The organism is Agrobacterium bohemicum, assembly GCF_002896715.1.
GTDB lineage: Bacteria > Pseudomonadota > Alphaproteobacteria > Rhizobiales > Rhizobiaceae > Agrobacterium > Agrobacterium bohemicum.
On the sequence record NZ_PGEL01000022.1, the window covers coordinates 202,689 to 219,890 of the forward strand.

General features: G+C 57.0%; 10 protein-coding genes and 1 tRNA gene. 3 read left to right on the plus strand and 8 right to left on the minus strand.

Features of this window, described 5'->3' with window-relative positions; translation table 11 throughout:
• Positions 1-13: 13 nt before the first annotated feature.
• The 3 genes from fliN to motA all read right to left on the minus strand — a co-directional run bounded on the left by fliN (position 14) and on the right by motA (position 2,451).
• A complete protein-coding gene (gene fliN / locus CUC55_RS08585) occupies positions 14-556 on the minus strand; it encodes a flagellar motor switch protein FliN (RefSeq protein WP_067648809.1) in 543 nt (180 codons plus the stop codon).
• 66 nt (positions 557-622) lie between these two features.
• Positions 623-1,579, minus strand: coding sequence for a FliM/FliN family flagellar motor switch protein (locus CUC55_RS08590; protein WP_067648812.1), 957 nt, complete (start codon positions 1,577-1,579; stop codon positions 623-625).
• Positions 1,579-2,451 carry a flagellar motor stator protein MotA gene (gene motA / locus CUC55_RS08595; protein ID WP_103087563.1) on the minus strand — a complete coding sequence of 291 codons (873 nt, stop codon included), beginning with the start codon at positions 2,449-2,451 and terminating at the stop codon, positions 1,579-1,581. Before motA ends, CUC55_RS08590 begins: the two co-directional genes overlap by 1 nt.
• A gap of 262 nt (positions 2,452-2,713) precedes the next feature.
• Between motA and flgF the strand changes: the two genes are divergently transcribed.
• Together flgF and fliI are read left to right on the plus strand one after the other, a co-directional pair.
• Positions 2,714-3,448, plus strand: a complete 735-nt coding sequence (flgF, locus tag CUC55_RS08600) for a flagellar basal-body rod protein FlgF (RefSeq protein WP_067648818.1) — start codon at positions 2,714-2,716, stop codon at positions 3,446-3,448.
• Between the two features lie 100 nt (positions 3,449-3,548).
• Positions 3,549-4,889, plus strand: coding sequence for a flagellar protein export ATPase FliI (gene fliI, locus CUC55_RS08605; RefSeq protein ID WP_245417729.1), 1,341 nt, complete (start codon positions 3,549-3,551; stop codon positions 4,887-4,889).
• A 768-nt stretch (positions 4,890-5,657) separates the two neighbouring features.
• Here fliI and CUC55_RS08615 read toward each other — a convergent pair.
• The 5 genes from CUC55_RS08615 to CUC55_RS08645 form a co-directional block, all read right to left on the minus strand.
• A tRNA-Phe gene (locus CUC55_RS08615) sits at positions 5,658-5,733 on the minus strand.
• A 239-nt stretch (positions 5,734-5,972) separates the two neighbouring features.
• The gene (locus CUC55_RS08620; RefSeq protein WP_067648824.1) at positions 5,973-6,383 is read right to left on the minus strand and encodes a coiled-coil domain-containing protein; all 411 of its coding nucleotides are present in this window, start codon (positions 6,381-6,383) and stop codon (positions 5,973-5,975) included.
• Between the two features lie 924 nt (positions 6,384-7,307).
• Positions 7,308-9,524, minus strand: coding sequence for an FAD-dependent oxidoreductase (locus CUC55_RS08630; RefSeq protein WP_103087567.1), 2,217 nt, complete (start codon positions 9,522-9,524; stop codon positions 7,308-7,310).
• Positions 9,525-9,770: 246 nt separating this feature from the next.
• Positions 9,771-10,979, minus strand: coding sequence for an acetyl-CoA C-acetyltransferase (locus CUC55_RS08640; RefSeq protein ID WP_103087569.1), 1,209 nt, complete (start codon positions 10,977-10,979; stop codon positions 9,771-9,773).
• A gap of 253 nt (positions 10,980-11,232) precedes the next feature.
• Positions 11,233-13,029, minus strand: a complete 1,797-nt coding sequence (locus CUC55_RS08645; protein ID WP_067648831.1) for an acyl-CoA dehydrogenase C-terminal domain-containing protein — start codon at positions 13,027-13,029, stop codon at positions 11,233-11,235.
• 323 nt (positions 13,030-13,352) lie between these two features.
• On the opposite strand from CUC55_RS08645, the gene CUC55_RS08650 reads away from it, so the two are divergent.
• Positions 13,353-17,045 (plus strand): peptidoglycan-binding protein, encoded by a 3,693-nt coding sequence (locus tag CUC55_RS08650; protein ID WP_103087570.1) that lies wholly within the window; start codon positions 13,353-13,355, stop codon positions 17,043-17,045.
• The last annotated feature ends 157 nt before the right edge of the window (positions 17,046-17,202 follow it).

Genomic DNA, 17,202 nt, shown 5'->3' on the forward strand with positions numbered 1-17,202 from the left:
GTCCCCACAGGGATTAGGCTTTCCGAGTACTCATTACTTCAATCAGCTTCACGCCGAAGCGTGTATCGTCGTCTTCCAATACAGTGATTTCACCGCGTGCAATGCAGCGGCCATTCACCATGATTTCCACAGGCTCGCCGATCTTACGCTCAAGAGCGATCGTCGCACCCTCTTCCAGTCCCATCAATCCCGATACCAGCATCCGGCTGGTTCCGAGAACGATCTGAACATCGATCGGGATTTCCATGATCAGGTCAAGGTTATCCGAAAGACCACTGCCCAAAGGTGAGGGCGTTGCGGCAAGCGGAGCGGCCGTCGAGCCGAAATCCGATACGCCAAAGCTGTCCATTCCACCACCGAACGCCGCAAGGTCGTCACTCGCGGGTTCAACCGCTGTCGACCCGAAGTCGCCAAAATCGCCAAAGTCTGACAGCGATCCTTCCGAATCACTTTTCAGTACACCGCGCAGATCACCTATTGCCTGGTCCAGATCGCCTGTATCATCAAGCGAAGGCAGCAAATCATCTTCGGTTTTTGGTGTCTTTCTCGTAGCCATGCGCTAATTATTCCCTTTGAAACTTGCGTCAAGCTGCCCATGCCCGCAACGGGGCATGCCCGGCATTCAACCCATCAAATGTCTAAGAATTTCGTCGTCCGTGCTGACGTTATTCTTCACGCGAACCGTGTATTTGTCGCCTGCGCGACCAAACTCGCAGTTGTACATATTTGCACCATTGGCGCTGACCTCGACGCAGATATCATCCTGGCGTATATCGCGGAAGGGAATGACATCCCCCGCCACAAGCCGGGAGATCGTTCTCAGCGTCAGGCTCTGTAACCGGATCTTGGCTTCCAGTGTCACCTGAGAGCGCTTCACCTGTTCGGAGATCATCTCCATCCACTCTTCTTGCTTCTTCAGCGCCTGGGCAGACGGCTTGGGCGCAACGATGGCAGTTTTCAGCAACGTGCGCTGCGGAATGACCATCGCAAATTCGGAAGCGACTTTGCCGATTTCGACCTTGAGGCGTATCAGCAAGCCGAATTGGGCGGAAATCGCCTCTTCAAAAATGGTTTTGCCATTGCCGTTGAACGGCGGATCGATGGTCGGTTCAAAACCGCCGGGCGCATTGACCGATGAGCGAAGCACTTCTCCGATACGCCCCATGACCAGCGATGCCAGATCGAGCTCTATATGAGACAAAGCCCGAACTTCCGGTTCCATGATCGTGTCGGGTGCGGCGCCCAGCATACGCTCCATCAATGCCATGATAAACGCCGTGCCGGTTGCCAGCAGAAAATTGGGTGCCCAGTTGCGCAGCGAGCAATCGGCAACGGCAAAGTCCTTGCCCAACTTCTGAACGAGGTCGGTCATCAGCCCCGATTCACAACCGAGATAGTCTACACCGATGGCGATGCCAGTTTCGCTGTGGAAGATGTCGGGCAGGAAGTTGCTGTAGATCTGGCCGATTTCGGCACCGATCTTGGCGAGTTTCTTGCCATCACCCAGGCCGCCTGTCAGCTTCGCGAGCAGCGCAGGGTCCATGGGGGTAACGTTCGATTGTGCAGCATTCGCCATCATCAAGCCGCCTTCTGGTCGCCACCCGGGTTCATCATTTCCTGCTCTACAGCGTCGATGGACGGACGCTCATAGTTGGAAATGGTCTTGCGTCCATATTCGAGAGCGACCTGCGGCACCGAGCCGTTCATGTAGGCCAGCAAGGTCTGTTTCACGATGATGTAAAGGCGGTGCTGCTTGGTGCGGACGATCTTTATCTGCGCTGATAGCGGGTTACAGATAGAGTAGGACAAGATGATGCCGAGCATGGTGCCGACGAGGGCCGCGCCGATAAGGCCACCGAGAATCTCAGGCGATTCGTTGATCTTGCCCATGGCTTTGATAACGCCGAGAACCGCGGCCACGATGCCGATGGCAGGGAAAGAGTCGCCCATCGCAGTCATCGCGTAGTAAGGTTTCATCTTGTCATGCAGGATGGTGTCGATTTCCTCGTCCATCAACGCTTCGATCTCATGGCTACGAGCATTGCCGATGATGATGAGACGCACATAATCGCAGATGAAAGACGTCAATTCCTTGTTTTTCAGAACCGATGGCGCGGTTTGAAAGATGGAAGATTCTTCCGGGTTGTCGATGTGAGCTTCGANTTCGTTGCGCGATTTGGTGCGCAGATCGCGCATGAGCGAATAGAGAACGCCCAGAACATCCAGATAGTGGCGCTCTTTCGGCACAGCGTACTTGAATGCTTCACCAAGCGCCTTGCCGCTGTCTTTCACAACTTTCATCGGGTTGGCCATGATAAAGCCGCCGATACCGGCACCGCCAATGATGACGAGCTCGAATGGCTGAAACAGAACGTCCAGATGACCGCCCATGGCCATGTAACCGCCGATAATACAGCCGAAAGTAATCACTAATCCGATAATAATGTTCATCTGAAGCTCGCGTCTGATGCCAATTTCGCACTTGAGGGATAGGCGACATGCCTTGTGCGAGGCTGGCTTGAAGGCAGGTGTTGCCGACTTTATCCCGCAAGGGTGGCAAGTCGCATCCAGCCCTCACGGCGATGTTCAGTCTCTTATATATGTCCGGGCTCAAAAGCTTCGCACAAGCAAGCATCCTTAGTTTCAGTGNAAACATGAGGGTTCTGCAGTGTCAGAGCGCGCCCTCGCTCTAGAATTCGGACAGGAGACCAACATGCAATCTGGTATTTACGTCGGCATTTCCTCCCAGATCGCCTTGGAACGTCGCCTCACCACTATCGCAGACAATATTGCCAACATGAATACGGTCGGCTTTCGCGGTACGGAAGTGAAGTTCGACCAGGTCATGAGCCAGACGCGGAACGATCTCAAGGCCGACATCGCCTTTGTTACACAGGGCAGCGATTATCTTTCCACCCGCAACGGTGAAATGATCCGGACCGGCAACTCCTTCGACTTTGCCGTCAAGGGTGACGGCTGGTTTGCGATCGACACGCCTGCCGGTCAGGTTATGACGCGTGACGGCCGCTTCTCCATGGCTGTAACGGGAGAGCTTGTCTCCACGCAGGGTTATCCGGTTCTGGATGCTGGCGGCGCGCCTATCCAGCTCAATCCCGCAGCGGGCGAGCCGACGGTTGGTTCCGATGGGCGTATTCTTCAAAACGGTGCAACAATTGCGCAGCTAGGCCTTTATACCGCAGACGCCAAAAAAGGATTCGTCCGCTACGAAAATAGCGGCGTGATTTTCTCGGAAGCACCGCAGCCCGTTGTTGATACGTCCGCAGTCGGGGTCATGCAGGGTTACGTCGAGCAGTCAAACGTCAACGCAATCAGCCAGATGACGCAGCTTGTCCAGGTAAACCGCGCGTTCGAAGGTATTTCTTCGCTGATGAAATCCACCGAGGATTCATTTTCCCAGGCCATCCGCACCCTTGGCGGCGGGCAGTAAGCGGCGTTTGATGTAGATGGAAACCCTGATCGAGACCCCTCCCCAGCCGCCGGTTCAACCGGCAACGAATGTCTTTTCCAAGCTGGATGCGCTGGCCCGCATGATGGAAGCGCAGGCTGCGTCCGGCACGCCAGTTTCGCGGGGCGGACGGGTAAGAACCATCGCAGCAGGCCACTACACCGTCAGCGGCCTCTCCGAGCATGTCCGTCTTTGCGAATTCGTGGTGCATAAGAGCACGACAGGACTGCATTTGGGAGAAGTGGTTCGCGTCGAGCCGGATTTGATCTACGTCTGCCCCATCGAACCGGGTGATCCAATCGGCGTCAATGACATAGTCCTGCGCGAAGGTGAATTTCGTGTGCAGCCGGATGACAGCTGGTGCGGTCGCACGATCAACTCCCTGTGCAAGCCCATCGACAATAAGGGCCCTTTGCTGAAGGGACCGAAAAATCGCTCCGTCAACACGCTGCCGCCGCCGTCCATGACGCGCAGCCGTGTGGTCACGGGTTTCCGCACTGGCGTGAAAGCCATCGACATTTTCACACCGCTTTGCTTCGGCCAGCGTCTGGGCATTTTTGCAGGATCCGGCGTGGGTAAATCGACGTTGCTGTCCATGCTCGCCCGAGCCGACGCCTTCGACAAGGTCGTCATTGCTCTGGTCGGCGAACGTGGTCGCGAAGTGCGCGAATTCATCGAGGATACACTCGGTGACAACATGNAAAAATCCATTGCAATTGTCGCCACAAGCGATGAAAGCCCGATGCTGCGAAAGATGGCTCCGCTCGTCGCCATGACGATTGCCGAACATTTTCGCGACAAGGGCGAAAACGTTCTTTTCATTGCCGACAGTATCACGCGATTTGCCCACGCCATTCGCGAGGTCGCGATTGCTGCTGGCGAGCCCCCGATTGCGCGTGGCTATCCGGCTTCGGTTTTCACCGAACTGCCTAAATTGCTTGAGCGCGCAGGGCCTGGCGCAGAGGGAACCGGAACGGTCACTGCGATCATCTCCATTCTGGTCGATGGTGACAACCATAACGACCCAATTGCCGACTCGACCCGCGGCATTCTCGACGGCCATATCGTTCTGGACCGCTCCCTTGCCGATGAGGGCAGATATCCGCCTATCAATCCACTGGCGTCGATTTCTCGGTTGTCTCACAAGGCGTGGACAGCGGATCAGCNAAAGCTAGTGTCTCGGTTGAAGTCATTGATTCACAACTATGAAGAAACCAAGGACCTGCGCCTGATCGGTGGTTATCGTCCCGGGGTCGACGCCGAACTCGACATGGCCGTCAAACAGGTGCCGTTCGTCTACGACGTGCTCAAGCAATCTCCCGGCGACCGCACGGTCATAGACGCCTACGCCGAACTGGCGAACGCATTGAGAAACGCACCGGGTAACAATCAGCCAGCGCCGGTCCAGCGACGGGGGCCATGACGATGAAATTCATGAAGCNAAAATCAGAACGCGACGCCGGNAAAAAGAGGTCCATCCGGGATTTCGACCGGATGCTGACGGGCAGCTTGATCGTTGTTGCTGCGACCGCAGCCGCCCTGCCGTGGTATGTTTTCTTCAACCCTGAAAAATTCGGTATCAGCGGCACCGGTTGGGAAGCGTTGAAAAACATGCCGCNAAAGGACGGTGGTGGCGTGATGGCTGTCGTTNCCCACGTCGATGANGGGGTGACCTCAGATGGGCGCACAGACGTGGCAAAACCGGATATCGACGCGCTGACGACTGCAACGGTACAGACGACGGGCGAAGCTCAGAACGCAAATACCGACGGCAAATCCCAACCGTTCCCCGGTGGCACGCGCTTTAAACTTCTCCACGTCTCAAACGGCCGCGCGCTCATCGAAGACAAATCAGGAATGTTCCTTGTCCAGATCGGCTCCGTGCTGCCCGACGAAAGCCGCCTTCTGTCCATGAGTAACGTCGAAGGCAAATGGCAGATCATTACCTCTGCTGGTGAACTATACGAAGAATGACAGCTAGGGAGCAGTAAGCGCCCAGACATTCAACAGCAGATTTTCTGCGACACAAATCGCCGACCCGCACACATCNTTTGTTTCAAACACAGAAACAACGGCGCATCTCAAGGCGATCCAACAACACGGTCGCAATCAGCCCGTTACTCAGGCGTGAGCCAAGGTACGCGACTCAATGAAGCGCCTCGTGTAAACATCGTGACCCTAGAAATAAAAATGGTGCCCGAAGGCGGATTTGAACCACCGACACGCGGATTTTCAATCCGCTGCTCTACCAACTGAGCTATTCGGGCACTGCAGGTCCATGTAGAACCTTCGCTTTTGGTAAGCGCCGGAGAAGCATTCTGCCCCGGAAGTGAGCGGGGTTATAACATCTTGTTCGGCCATGGCAAGCGCCCGCCGCAACTTTTTTGACAGNTTTTTGGCGGTACCTTTGGATGGTCNAAAGATGCGCCGTTTTGTTTCTAGATCGGGCGAGAAGCCCCGGCACAAGTGCCGGGTCGTATTTCATGTACGCCGACGGATGACTTTCTTACTTTGACCCTGCAGACAAACCCAGCGCGAAAGGGACTGCTGCAACAAGCAGCGCCATGATGGGCGAGGATGCAAAAATGCGACCCGCCAGTGAGGTTATCGCGACAGAGCGGACCACAGGAAGCCAGTTAGCGAAATCGGCGCTATGACGCTGATGGGATGAACCAAGCTGCGAGGCGCTGGAACGCGCGGCCTTTAGCTTTTCCACTTGCTTACGAATGGAATCCACTTCCCGCCGCAACTCGTCCACCTCTTTGCGTAGAGAGGCATCTATCTTGGATTTTTCCGGCGGCTTGGCACGGGCGGCGGGTTTGTTTGCTATTGCTTTCACGTCATCATCCAGTTGAGAAAGTTCGTCTTCAAGGTCTGACGGCTTGTCGAAACCGTGGGAACGTATTGGCGCCCTCATACAATTTTCCTCTTATTTGCGCGTCCGGTCGCAAAAGTTGCGGCCNGATGATAAATTGCAAACGCAGAAAGACGGAAAAGGATGCAGGGTTTTGCTCAACAGGACACAGCTGCGAATTAAGGCTTTAACTAAGCCCGACGTATGGCAACCAAAGTGACTACTTTGCTGGCTTCAACGACTGCAGAATGCCGACGAGTTCCTTATGGTGCGCATCCTGCGTGGCTTTCGTGCCCCAATAGGTCACGACCAGCATTTTGCCATCCTTCGGGGAGGCAAAGCCGAGAGAGACCTCCACAGGACCGTCTGCATCCTTGCCGTCGAACTCGATGCTACCGAACTTCATGCCGTTGATTTCGACATCCCCAGAGTCGGATTGCGAATTCGCATCAATCTCGACGCCATTGTCCGTAAGAAACTTGATGGCGTCGTCGATGACTTTGTCCATCGTCTTGTCGCTGGCAACATCGATGGNAAAGTAGATCGCGGCATCAGGCGATGTGGCGTCAATGCCGGATTCAGTTTCCTTCGGCTCCCAGTCATCAGGGANTTTTACTGATGCGATAGGCGCATCACTGGGAAACTTGAGTGTTTCGGCCTGAGCAAAAAACGGCGCCAGGACGATGGCCGCAGCCAGAATGGTTCTTTTCATTGGGAAGTCCTCTAGGGTCGAGGCGCGCACTATCGGGGTAGCAATGGTGCCTCACCCGTTGCCAAATTTGGTATAGAGGAAAAGTCGTTATTCTGTCACCCAAATAATCCCAAGTAATGAAGAATGCGATGACCAGAGTTAACAGGCCATACGCCGTTCATCCATGTAAAAATTTCTCGAATTATACATCGTCCAACAATTATCAATTATTGCGGAAATAAAGCATTNAAAAAACAGGCCACGGAGGGCCTGTTGTCGGTTTATTGATTTTGATCTCACGCAGCTTTTGCAGCAACCCCATAAGGATCGAACCTGCCGTAGAAGGTTTCACCCTTGGCGGCCATATCTTTGAGCAATGGTGTCGGTGCGAAGTGCGGGCCGTAGCTCTGGCTCAGTTTTTCCGCCAGTTCAACGAACGTCTTCACGCCCATGCCGTCGATGTAGGACAGCGCACCGCCGGTGTAGGGCGCAAAACCGAAGCCGAGGATGGAGCCGACATCGGCTTCGCGCGGATCGGTGACGATGCCTTCTTCGACCGTGCGGGCTGCCTCCAGAGCGATGGTGACGAGGAAGCGCTGTTTCAGTACGTCCATATCCACATCTTCAGGCTTCTTCTGCGGGTAGAGGTCTTTGAGGCCGGGCCAGAGAGACTTCTTCGCAGGCTTTGCCGGATAATCGTAAAAGCCCTTGGCGTTCTTGCGGCCAAAGCGGCCCTCGCCTTCCACCAGCTTCTTGACCAGTTCCATATGCCGCGGATCGACAGATTTCTCACCGAGATCGGCGACGGTGGCCTTGAGGATCTTGTAGGATAGGTCGATGGCGACTTCGTCGTTCAGCGCCAGTGGTCCCACCGGCATGCCGGCGAATTTCGCGGCATTTTCAATCATGGGCGCAGGCACGCCTTCGATCAGCATGTCATAGCTTTCGGCCATGTAGCGCAGTACGCAGCGATTGACGAAGAAGCCGCGCGTGTCGTTGACGACGATTGGTGTCTTCTTGATTTTCGCGACATAATCAAGCGCCACGGCCAGCGCCTTGTCACCCGTTTCCTCGCCGAGAATGACTTCCGTCAGCATCATCTTTTCGACTGGCGAGAAGAAGTGGATGCCGATGAAATCGGATGGGCGCTTGGAATTCTGCGCAAGACCGGTGATGGGCAAAGTGGAGGTGTTGGAGGCGAAGATGGCACCTTCGGGTAGCACGGCTTCGACAGCCTCGATCACGGCCTTCTTCACATCGCGGTCTTCGAACACGGCTTCGATGACGAGGTTTGCGGTTTTCAGCGAGGCATAATCGGAGCTTGGGGTGATGCGGGCGAGGATGGCGGCACCCTCTTCCTGCGTCATGCGGCCCTTGCCGACGCTGTCCTTGACCAGACCTTCGCAGGTGGTCTTGCCCTTGGCGGCGGCTTCGTCATCACGATCGATGAGGGTCACATCGAGACCAGCAACGGCGGTGACGTAAGCGATGGACGCGCCCATGAAGCCCGCTCCGACGATGCCGACATGTTTCAGATCACTCTTCGGCTGACCAGCCGGACGGCGGGCACCCTTGCCCAGTTCCTGCATGGAAATGAACAGCGAGCGGATCATCGCAAACGCTTCTTTCGAGCGAAGGATTTCCGTGAAATAGCGCTGCTCAACCTTCAGGGCGGTGTCGAAAGGCAATTGCAGGCCTTCGTAGACGCATTTGAGAATGGCGAGGGCTGCCGGATAATTGCCAGCGCTTTCGCGACGCAGGATTGCCGGGGCTGCGGGCCAAAGCTGGGCGGCAGCCGGTGTCCAGATGCCGCCGCCGGGGGCCTTGAAGCCCTTTTCATCCCAGGGGGCAACGGGTTTCAGGCCGTCCTTGATCATCTGCTTGGCGGCGGAGATCAGCTGATCCGGCTCCACCACCTGATGGACGAGGTTCATGGACTTGGCGCGACTGGCCGTCAGCGACTGGCCGGTCGTCATCATCTGAAGCGCGGATTGTGCATCTGTGAGGCGCGAAACGCGCTGCGTGCCACCGGCACCGGGGAAGATGCCGACCTTGATTTCCGGCAGCGCCAGCTTGACACTCTTTGCGTTGGAAGCCACACGGCCATGGCAAGCCAGAGACAGTTCCAGCGCGCCGCCCATGCAGGTGCCGTTGATGGCGGAAACCCAAGGCTTGCCGTTGGTCTCGATCTTGCGGAAAAGACCGTTCATCTTGCCGACGAGATCGAACAGCTTCTTGGACGCTTCATCCGGGTTCTTCGCTTTCTCTTCATTGTAGAAAGAGAACATGGACTTGATCATCGACAAATCCGCGCCGCCGGAAAAGCTGCTCTTGCCTGACGTGAAGACAACGCCCTTGACCACAGCATCCGCCACCGTCGCGTCAACAATAGCGTTCAGCTCTTCCATGACCTCCGCCGTAAAGACGTTCATGGATTTTTCCGGCATATCCCAAGTGACGAGGGCAATGCCGTCTGCGTCTGTTTNGATGGTAAAATTGGTGTAAGTGCTCATATTGGGATTCCTCTTCCCTGAATTTCTTGTGCTAACCGAAGACGCCGAGCAGGTAGCAAAGCAGAACGAAAAGCAGAGCAAGAACGATAATCAGTCCTCGCCCCTCTGCTTTCATCCGTGCGTGGCTTTCGGCAGGCGTAACGTGACCGGCTGCTTCAGCAGCCTCGGCCATGTCCTTGTCGAGTTGCCTCGTCTGGAAGTGGCGCTTCGTCTCGNTTTGATAGCCCGCCATGCTCGTCGCCTCAATCAAACCCGCTCGATAACCGTCGCCGTACCCATGCCTGCACCAATGCAGAGCGTGACCAGCGCGGTGTTGAGATCGCGGCGTTCCAGCTCGTCCAGAACCGTGCCAAGGATCATCGCGCCGGTGGCACCCAACGGGTGGCCCATGGCAATCGCGCCGCCATTGACGTTCATCTTGTCGTGGCTGATGTCGAAGGCCTGAAGGTAGCGCAGCACGACGGCGGCGAAGGCTTCGTTGAGTTCGAAGAGGTCGATATCGGCAATCGACATACCGGTCTTGGCCAGAAGCTTTTCGGTGACGTCCACGGGGCCGGTCAGCATTAGCGCCGGGTCGGAGCCGATATTGGCGAAGAAGCGGATGCGGGCGCGAGGTTTCAGGCCCATGCTCTCGCCGCCAGCCTTGGAGCCAACAAGTACGGCAGCGGCACCATCAACGATGCCGGATGAGTTGCCCGCATGGTGGACGTAATTGATGCGTTCAATCTCTGGATGCGCCATGATGCCGACGGCTTCGAAGCCGCCCATTTCGCCCGGCATCTGGAAGGATGCGTTGAGCGAGGCCAGCGCCTGCATATCCGTGCCGGGGCGCATATGTTCATCACGGTCAAGAATGGTGATACCGTTTTGGTCCTTTACCGGAATGACGGAATTCTTGAAGTAGCCGTTTTCCCAGGCGTGGGCGGCGCGCTTCTGGCTTTCGACAGCGAAGGCGTCCACGTCATCACGGGTAAAGCCGTATTTGGTGGCAATGAGGTCGGCAGATACGCCCTGCGGCATGAAATAGGCCGGGAAGCTGACGGACGGGTCCATGTACCATGCACCGCCGGACATGCCCATGCCAACGCGCGACATGCTTTCCACACCGCCAGCGATGACGATCTCATCAGCACCGGCTGCGATCTTTCCGGCTGCGAAATTGATGGCGTCCAAACCCGAGGCGCAGAAGCGAGAAATCTGCATGCCTGGTGCCTTGGTGGAATAACCGGCCTCGAAGGCGGCACCCTTGGCGATGACGGCACCGGCATCCATGACAGGATCGACGCAACCCATGATGATGTCGTCGACGGTTGCGGTATCAAGCCCATTGCGATCACGGATCGCTTCCAGCGTCTTGGCGGCCAAGCGAACGGACGGCACTTCGTGCAGCGAACCATCCTTCTTGCCGCGNCCGCGCNGGGTGCGGACGTGATCATAGATATAAACGTCAGTCATTTCTCATCTCCCTGTCGGCGTTTTGGCGCCTTGAAACTTTCGGGTGGCGCAAGGCGANCCCTCACTTGCGATTTCTGAAACTTAGCCTGCGGCTAAGATTTCGAAATCGCTTTCTCTCCCACAAGGGGAGAGATAAGGGTGCCGCGCCCGCTCCGGGTTACCTCTCCCCTTGTGGGAGAGGTAAGNAAATCACCATATTAGCTTTTGCTAAGTCGTAGATTTTCTAGGTGANGGGTTACCTCTTGCTGCGACATTAAAACGCTTCCGCAGCCAGTTCCATCATCGTATCGGCACCTGCTTCGATGCGGGTCTTGCGCAGTGCCGTCTCCGGCAGAATACGCTCCATGAAGAACTTGGCCGTGACCAGCTTGGTTTTGAGGTACTGCTCATCCGACGCACTACCCGAAGACAACGCAGCCTGTGCAGCCTTTGCCATGCGGGCCTGCATGTAACCCAGGACGACAAGGCCGAAGAGGTGCATGTAATCGGTCGAACCGGCACCGGCATTGTCAGGTTTGGCCATCGCATGCTGCATGAACCACATGGTCGCGGCCTGCAGGTCGTTCAGGCCTTTCTTGAGGCCCTTGGTGTAAAGCGTGAGGCTTTCATCGGCGCGATTTTCCTCGCAGAAATCACCGATTTCCTTGAAGAGTGCCATCACGGCACGACCACCATTGAGGCCCAGCTTGCGACCGACGAGATCCAGCGCCTGAATACCGTTGGCACCCTCATAGATCATGGTGATGCGGGCATCGCGAACATACTGACTCATGCCGTGTTCTTCGATATAGCCGTGGCCGCCGAAGACCTGCTGCGCCATGACGGCGTGGTCGAAGCCCTTGTCGGTCAGCACTCCCTTGAGGATTGGCGTGACGAGGCCGAGCAGATCGTTTGCTGCCTGACGTTCCTTCTCGTCGGTTGCGCGGTGGGCGATGTCCGATTGGAGCGCGGTCCAGAGAAGGAAGGCGCGGCCTGCTTCATTGTAGGCTTTGATGGTCATCAGCGTGCGACGGATATCCGGGTGCACGATGATCGGGTCCGCCTTCTTCTCAGGAGCCTTGGCGCCAGAGAGAGAACGGCCCTGAATGCGTTCGCGAGCATATTCCACGGCGTTCTGATAGGCGATTTCACCGACCGAGAGGCCTTGCAGGCCAACGCCGAGGCGGGCTTCGTTCATCATCACGAACATGGCCGAAAGGCCCTTGTTCTCCGCGCCGATGAGGTAGCCGGTTGCGTCATCGTAATTCATGACGCAGGTGGAGTTACCGTGAATGCCCATCTTGTGTTCGAGCGCGCCGCAGATAACGCCGTTGCGGGCGCCCACAGAACCATCGTCATTGACGAGAAACTTCGGCACGATGAACAGCGAAATTCCCTTGGTCCCCTCTGGTGCGCCTTCGATGCGGGCGAGAACCAGATGGATGATGTTGCTGGTCATGGAGTGTTCGCCAGCCGAGATGAAAATCTTCTGGCCGGAAATCTTATAGGAACCATCGCCCTGCGGCACGGCTTTGGTGCGCAGAAGACCAAGATCGGTGCCGCAATGTGGCTCGGTCAGGTTCATGGTGCCGGACCATGTTCCCTCAATCATATTCGGCAGATAGGTCTGCTTCTGCTCTTCGGAACCATGCGCCAGAACAGCGGCAATCGCGCCCTGCGTCAGGCCGGGATACATCATCAGCGACAGGTTGGCCGACGACATATATTCGCCGATGGCCGCGTGCAGCGTGTAGGGAAGCCCCTGCCCGCCATATTCCGGCGGTACGGCCAAGCCGGTCCAGCCGCCTTCGCAATAGGCGTCGTAAGCCTGCTTGAAACCATCCGGCACCGACACCGAACCGTCTTCGGCGCGCTTGCAGCCCTGTTGATCGCCAGACAGGTTCAGCGGGAACAGCTGTTCTTCGGCAAGCTTTGCCGCTTCGCCGGTGATCGCCTCGATCATATCGGGCGTTGCATCTTCGAAGCCGGGTAGATTGTTATAGCGCTCGATGCCGAGCACGTCATTCAGAATGAAAAGTGTGTCTTGTACTGGGGCCTTGTAAACAGGCATTACCGATGATCCTCCGCATCGTTTGCCGGACCGCTCCGGCTTTAACATGACGCCACAATATTTGACGTGCGCGTAAACGTCAAACGACATTTATCACGATTTTAACGTGTAGCGGGCAAGCCTCGCACAAGCTAAATATTAAAGAAAGTATTNAAACAGAAGTCGCTAATTAACTATTTGTTAACCACATTTGGTCAATTGTTCCTGTTCAGGGACCGCGTCGAATCGTGGAGTCACTATCAACACAGAAGACCTTTGCTTCACCAGACCATTTTGGTCCCCGGTGGAGCAAACAACCGGGCAACGATGAAGCGGGCAGGCAGATGAACGGATTGCGATCGAATTCCCATCGTCAAAACGACAGATCGTCTCTGGATGCGCTCAACCGCACCATCGAAGGTCTGGAAGCCCGGATCGAGGATTTGCTGGGTGCGAAACCTGCTCGGCCTGAAAATGGTCGCGGAGGCTCCGAAACTGCCCCCTTGAGACCTCCCCTCAAACCCCGTTTCGACCCCGTCAACGAAATTCGCCAACGTCAGCAGGCACTGGATGCCCGCTGGGAAAGACAACAGGCGGATGTACCGCGTGGCACAGACCTTGCTGCGGAACGCGAGATGGACCGCCGTTATGTCGAACGCGATTACCGCGCTTCGACCGCCATTCCTGCAGCCCGCCCCCGCCCGACAGCGCGCATCGAGCGCCCAGCCCCAGAACCCGTGCAAAGCGATGCTGCCTTGCGCGAAGTGGCCGAGGCGCTTGTCAGCCTGCGACAGGAACTGAAGCATGAGATTTCAGAAGGCGTTGCCCGCGAAATGCAGGGCGTGCGCTCTGAACTGCGCAACATCAGGTCCTTTGCTGAAGATCAGGANTTTGCCGAGGATATTCGCGAGGACGTGGCACGGCTTGCCGCCAGCATAGAGCGCATGGGTGGCGCCACGTCGCCCGACGCTGAAGCGCTACGCATCGAATTTGACGAATTGCGCAACCTGATGGATCAGGTTGCACGCGAAGACAGCATGCACCGTATGGAGCAGCGCTTCGACACCATGGACAATACGTTGCGCGGTTTCGACACGGCCCCGCTTCAGGAAGAAATCGTCGCGCTCGCTTACCGGCTGGACGACATCAAAGGCCAGCTTGGCTCCATGAGCGGCAACACGACCGTGCGTGCTCTCGAAGAAAAGCTGCTGACCATCGCCAGCGCTGTCGAGCATATGGGCAGGCACATGCAGCCCAATGATCAGGCTTACAGCGAGCATTTTTCAGGCCTAGATCAGCGTCTGGACGAAATCAGCCGCGCCATCGCTGCTGCCGGAAACCGCCCTGCCGCCTTCGATCCAGCACTCGGCGAGCGCTTGGAAAATCGCTTGAACACGCTCTCTGCGCAAATCGATACGTTGAAGGACGACGCCTCGGAAAAGCCGACGGATGCCCTGGGTGCGCGTCTGGATGCACTGACGAGCCGTATCGAAGAGCTTTCTGCGGAGCGTGGCGTGTCGCAACTCGGTGAACGCCTCGATCAGCTTTCGCTGCTGCTGGAGCGTTCCCAGCGCCCATCCAGCCAACCTGAACTGACATCGTTTCTCACCGATATCTCGCGCAAGATCGATGGACTCGGTACAGGCGCCGTCAACGACAAACTGGCCGAACGGCTGGAAAAAATCGCGCGTCGGATTGAAGAGATCGAAGCCAAGCCTGCAAAGGCTTTGTCATACGATACGGCTTTCAAGCGACTTGAAGACCGTTTGAGTGACATTGCCACAAAGCTGGATGAGACGAAGGCTCCAGTCGCGGCCGACAGTGTCGGCATGTCTCCGGAACTCGACCAGCGCATGTCCGCTATCGAAGAATACATGGCGTCAAGCGACGAATACATTATCGAAGCGGCCCGGCAGGCGGCGGAGGCCGTTCTCGAAGCGCATTCGCGCAACAACCTGGCGCAGACCGCAAACAGCGCCGACATGGTCATTCTGACTGAACTTGCTAATGATCTGCGTAAGCTCGAAGGTTTGAGCCGCAACACCGAAGAACGCACGCACCGCACGTTCGAAGCTCTGCACGAAACGCTGGTTCAGATTGCCGGACGTCTCGACAATCTGGATAGCCGCAACGGATCGCGCTCTTCGCAAACGCCGGATGCCGACCGTGAGTGGGCAGATTATGACAGTGGCGCCCGCATGCCCACGGCGACCTTTCCAGAAGGTGGATTGATCGCCAAGGACGAACATAGCGCTTTCGAAGGCGAGACAGGCCACCAATCCGGCACCGACATGCTTGTGCCACCGGAAGCCGAAAGACCTGCACCGCAGGAAAAACGTGGCCTTCTGTCTGGCCTGACACGTCGCTTCAAGTCCAGCGCCGCAAAGACCGAAGAGGCAAAAACGACCGAAGTCCAGGTACGGACGCAGGTCGATCCCGCGCCAGCGCTTGACCCTGTGGATGTGTTGCAGGGCGATATAGAAACAGAACTGCTGGAGCCCGGCTCCGGCGCGCCTGATATCAAGAAAATTCTGGAGCGGGTGCGCGCCAGCCAGACGACAGCGGCCCGTAGCGGTGCAGGCGAAAGCGACAACCGTGCCGATTTCATCGCCGCAGCACGCCGCGCGGCGCAGGCCGCAGCACAGGAAAGCGTGCCGGACAGAAGCTCTACCTCCCGCCCCCAGCGCAATAAAGCCGCCGCCGAACAGGAAGGCTCTGCGCTTTCCCGTTACCGCCGTCCGCTGCTGCTGGGTATTGGTGCCATTCTGCTGGCGATGATGGCGATGCCCGCCATCAAGTCCCTGGTCGGCGGCGAAACGACGCCTACTCCTGTCGTCGCAGAGCCTAAGAGCGCAGAGACATCCGCGCTACCGTCTCTGCCAGCAGAGCCAAAGCTGGCCAGCATCGAACCACCAGCGGTGACAATTCCGTCCGAAAGCCCGATCGACGAAAGTGCGAAGGCTGCCGGGGAACGCATGCAAGTGGATGCGGACAAGGGTGAACATTTGATCGACACCAGACCGATCGGTGGCGCCCGCCTTCCCCAGGAAACACCGACCATCGTTGCGCCAACTGCATCGCGGAGTTCTGGTGCCGCTGAACGTTTGCAGCCAGCAGCCTCACCCGCTGACGTCCAGGCGCCCGTATTTACCCAACAGGATTTGCGGGTGGCAGAGGCCATCACCGTTCCCGCCGGCATTGCACCGCCGTCATTGGCGGATGCAGCGGCCAAGGGTGACCGTCAGGCATTGTTTGAAATCGGCGCTCGCTACACCGATGGTCGCGGCGTTCCCGCCGACCGCACGGAAGCTGCCAAGTGGTACAAGCTGGCCGCAGACCGTGGCCTGGCACCCGCGCAATACCGTCTCGGCAACATGTACGAGAAAGCAAACGGCGTAGAGCGCAATCTTTCAGAAGCAAAACGCTACTATCAGATGGCTGCGGACCAGGGTAACGCTGGCGCCATGCACAATCTCGCCGTTCTGCTGGCTTCGGACGCTGCAGGCGCACCGGATTTCAAGGCGGCGGGCGACTGGTTCATCAAGGCATCGAACCTCGGCGTCCGTGACAGCCAGTTCAATCTTGCTATTCTTTACGCACGTGGCAGCGGCGTTTCGCAAAGCCTGGAAGAATCCTACAAGTGGTTTGCGATTGCCGCCCGGGACGGCGATGCTGATGCAGGCCAGAAGCGCGACGATGTGGCAAAGGCCATGCGGCCTGAACAACTGGCCAGCGCCAAGGCGAAGGTCGATGCATGGCAGGTTACGCCGCTGAATGACGAATCCAATTCCGTCAACACGCCAGCCGAATGGGCCGGCGGTGAAGAGGTCAAGACGTCTTCGGTCGACATGCAGAAGGCGATCCGCAACATTCAGGCCATTCTCAACAATAATGGCTTCAAAGCGGGTGAACCGGACGGCAAGCTTGGTCGCACGACGGTAGCAGCCATCAAGGACTTTCAGAAGTCCATCGGGCAGGCGCCGGATGGTCGCATTACCGACGAACTGGTCACCGCATTGCTCGCTCGCAACAAGTAAGTGGGTTCTTTGCCGATCTTTTCAAATTATCAACGTATTTGCCGTTGAGTAATTGACAGGTATGCCCACCACGGGCATGACCGATGAAGGTCGCAAGGCTTCCTGCCTTCGCCATTCAGACAGAGATACCACCCTTCGTGGCAAAAGCCCGCCTAAC

Coding starts and splice junctions, on each gene's coding strand:
- fliN (WP_067648809.1), bottom strand. CDS start 556: ATGGCTACGAGAAAGACACCAAAAACCGAAGATGATTTGCTGCCTTCG.
- CUC55_RS08590 (WP_067648812.1), bottom strand. CDS start 1,579: ATGATGGCGAATGCTGCACAATCGAACGTTACCCCCATGGACCCTGCG.
- flgF (WP_067648818.1), top strand. CDS start 2,714: ATGCAATCTGGTATTTACGTCGGCATTTCCTCCCAGATCGCCTTGGAA.
- CUC55_RS08620 (WP_067648824.1), bottom strand. CDS start 6,383: ATGAGGGCGCCAATACGTTCCCACGGTTTCGACAAGCCGTCAGACCTT.
- CUC55_RS08645 (WP_067648831.1), bottom strand. CDS start 13,029: ATGCCTGTTTACAAGGCCCCAGTACAAGACACACTTTTCATTCTGAAT.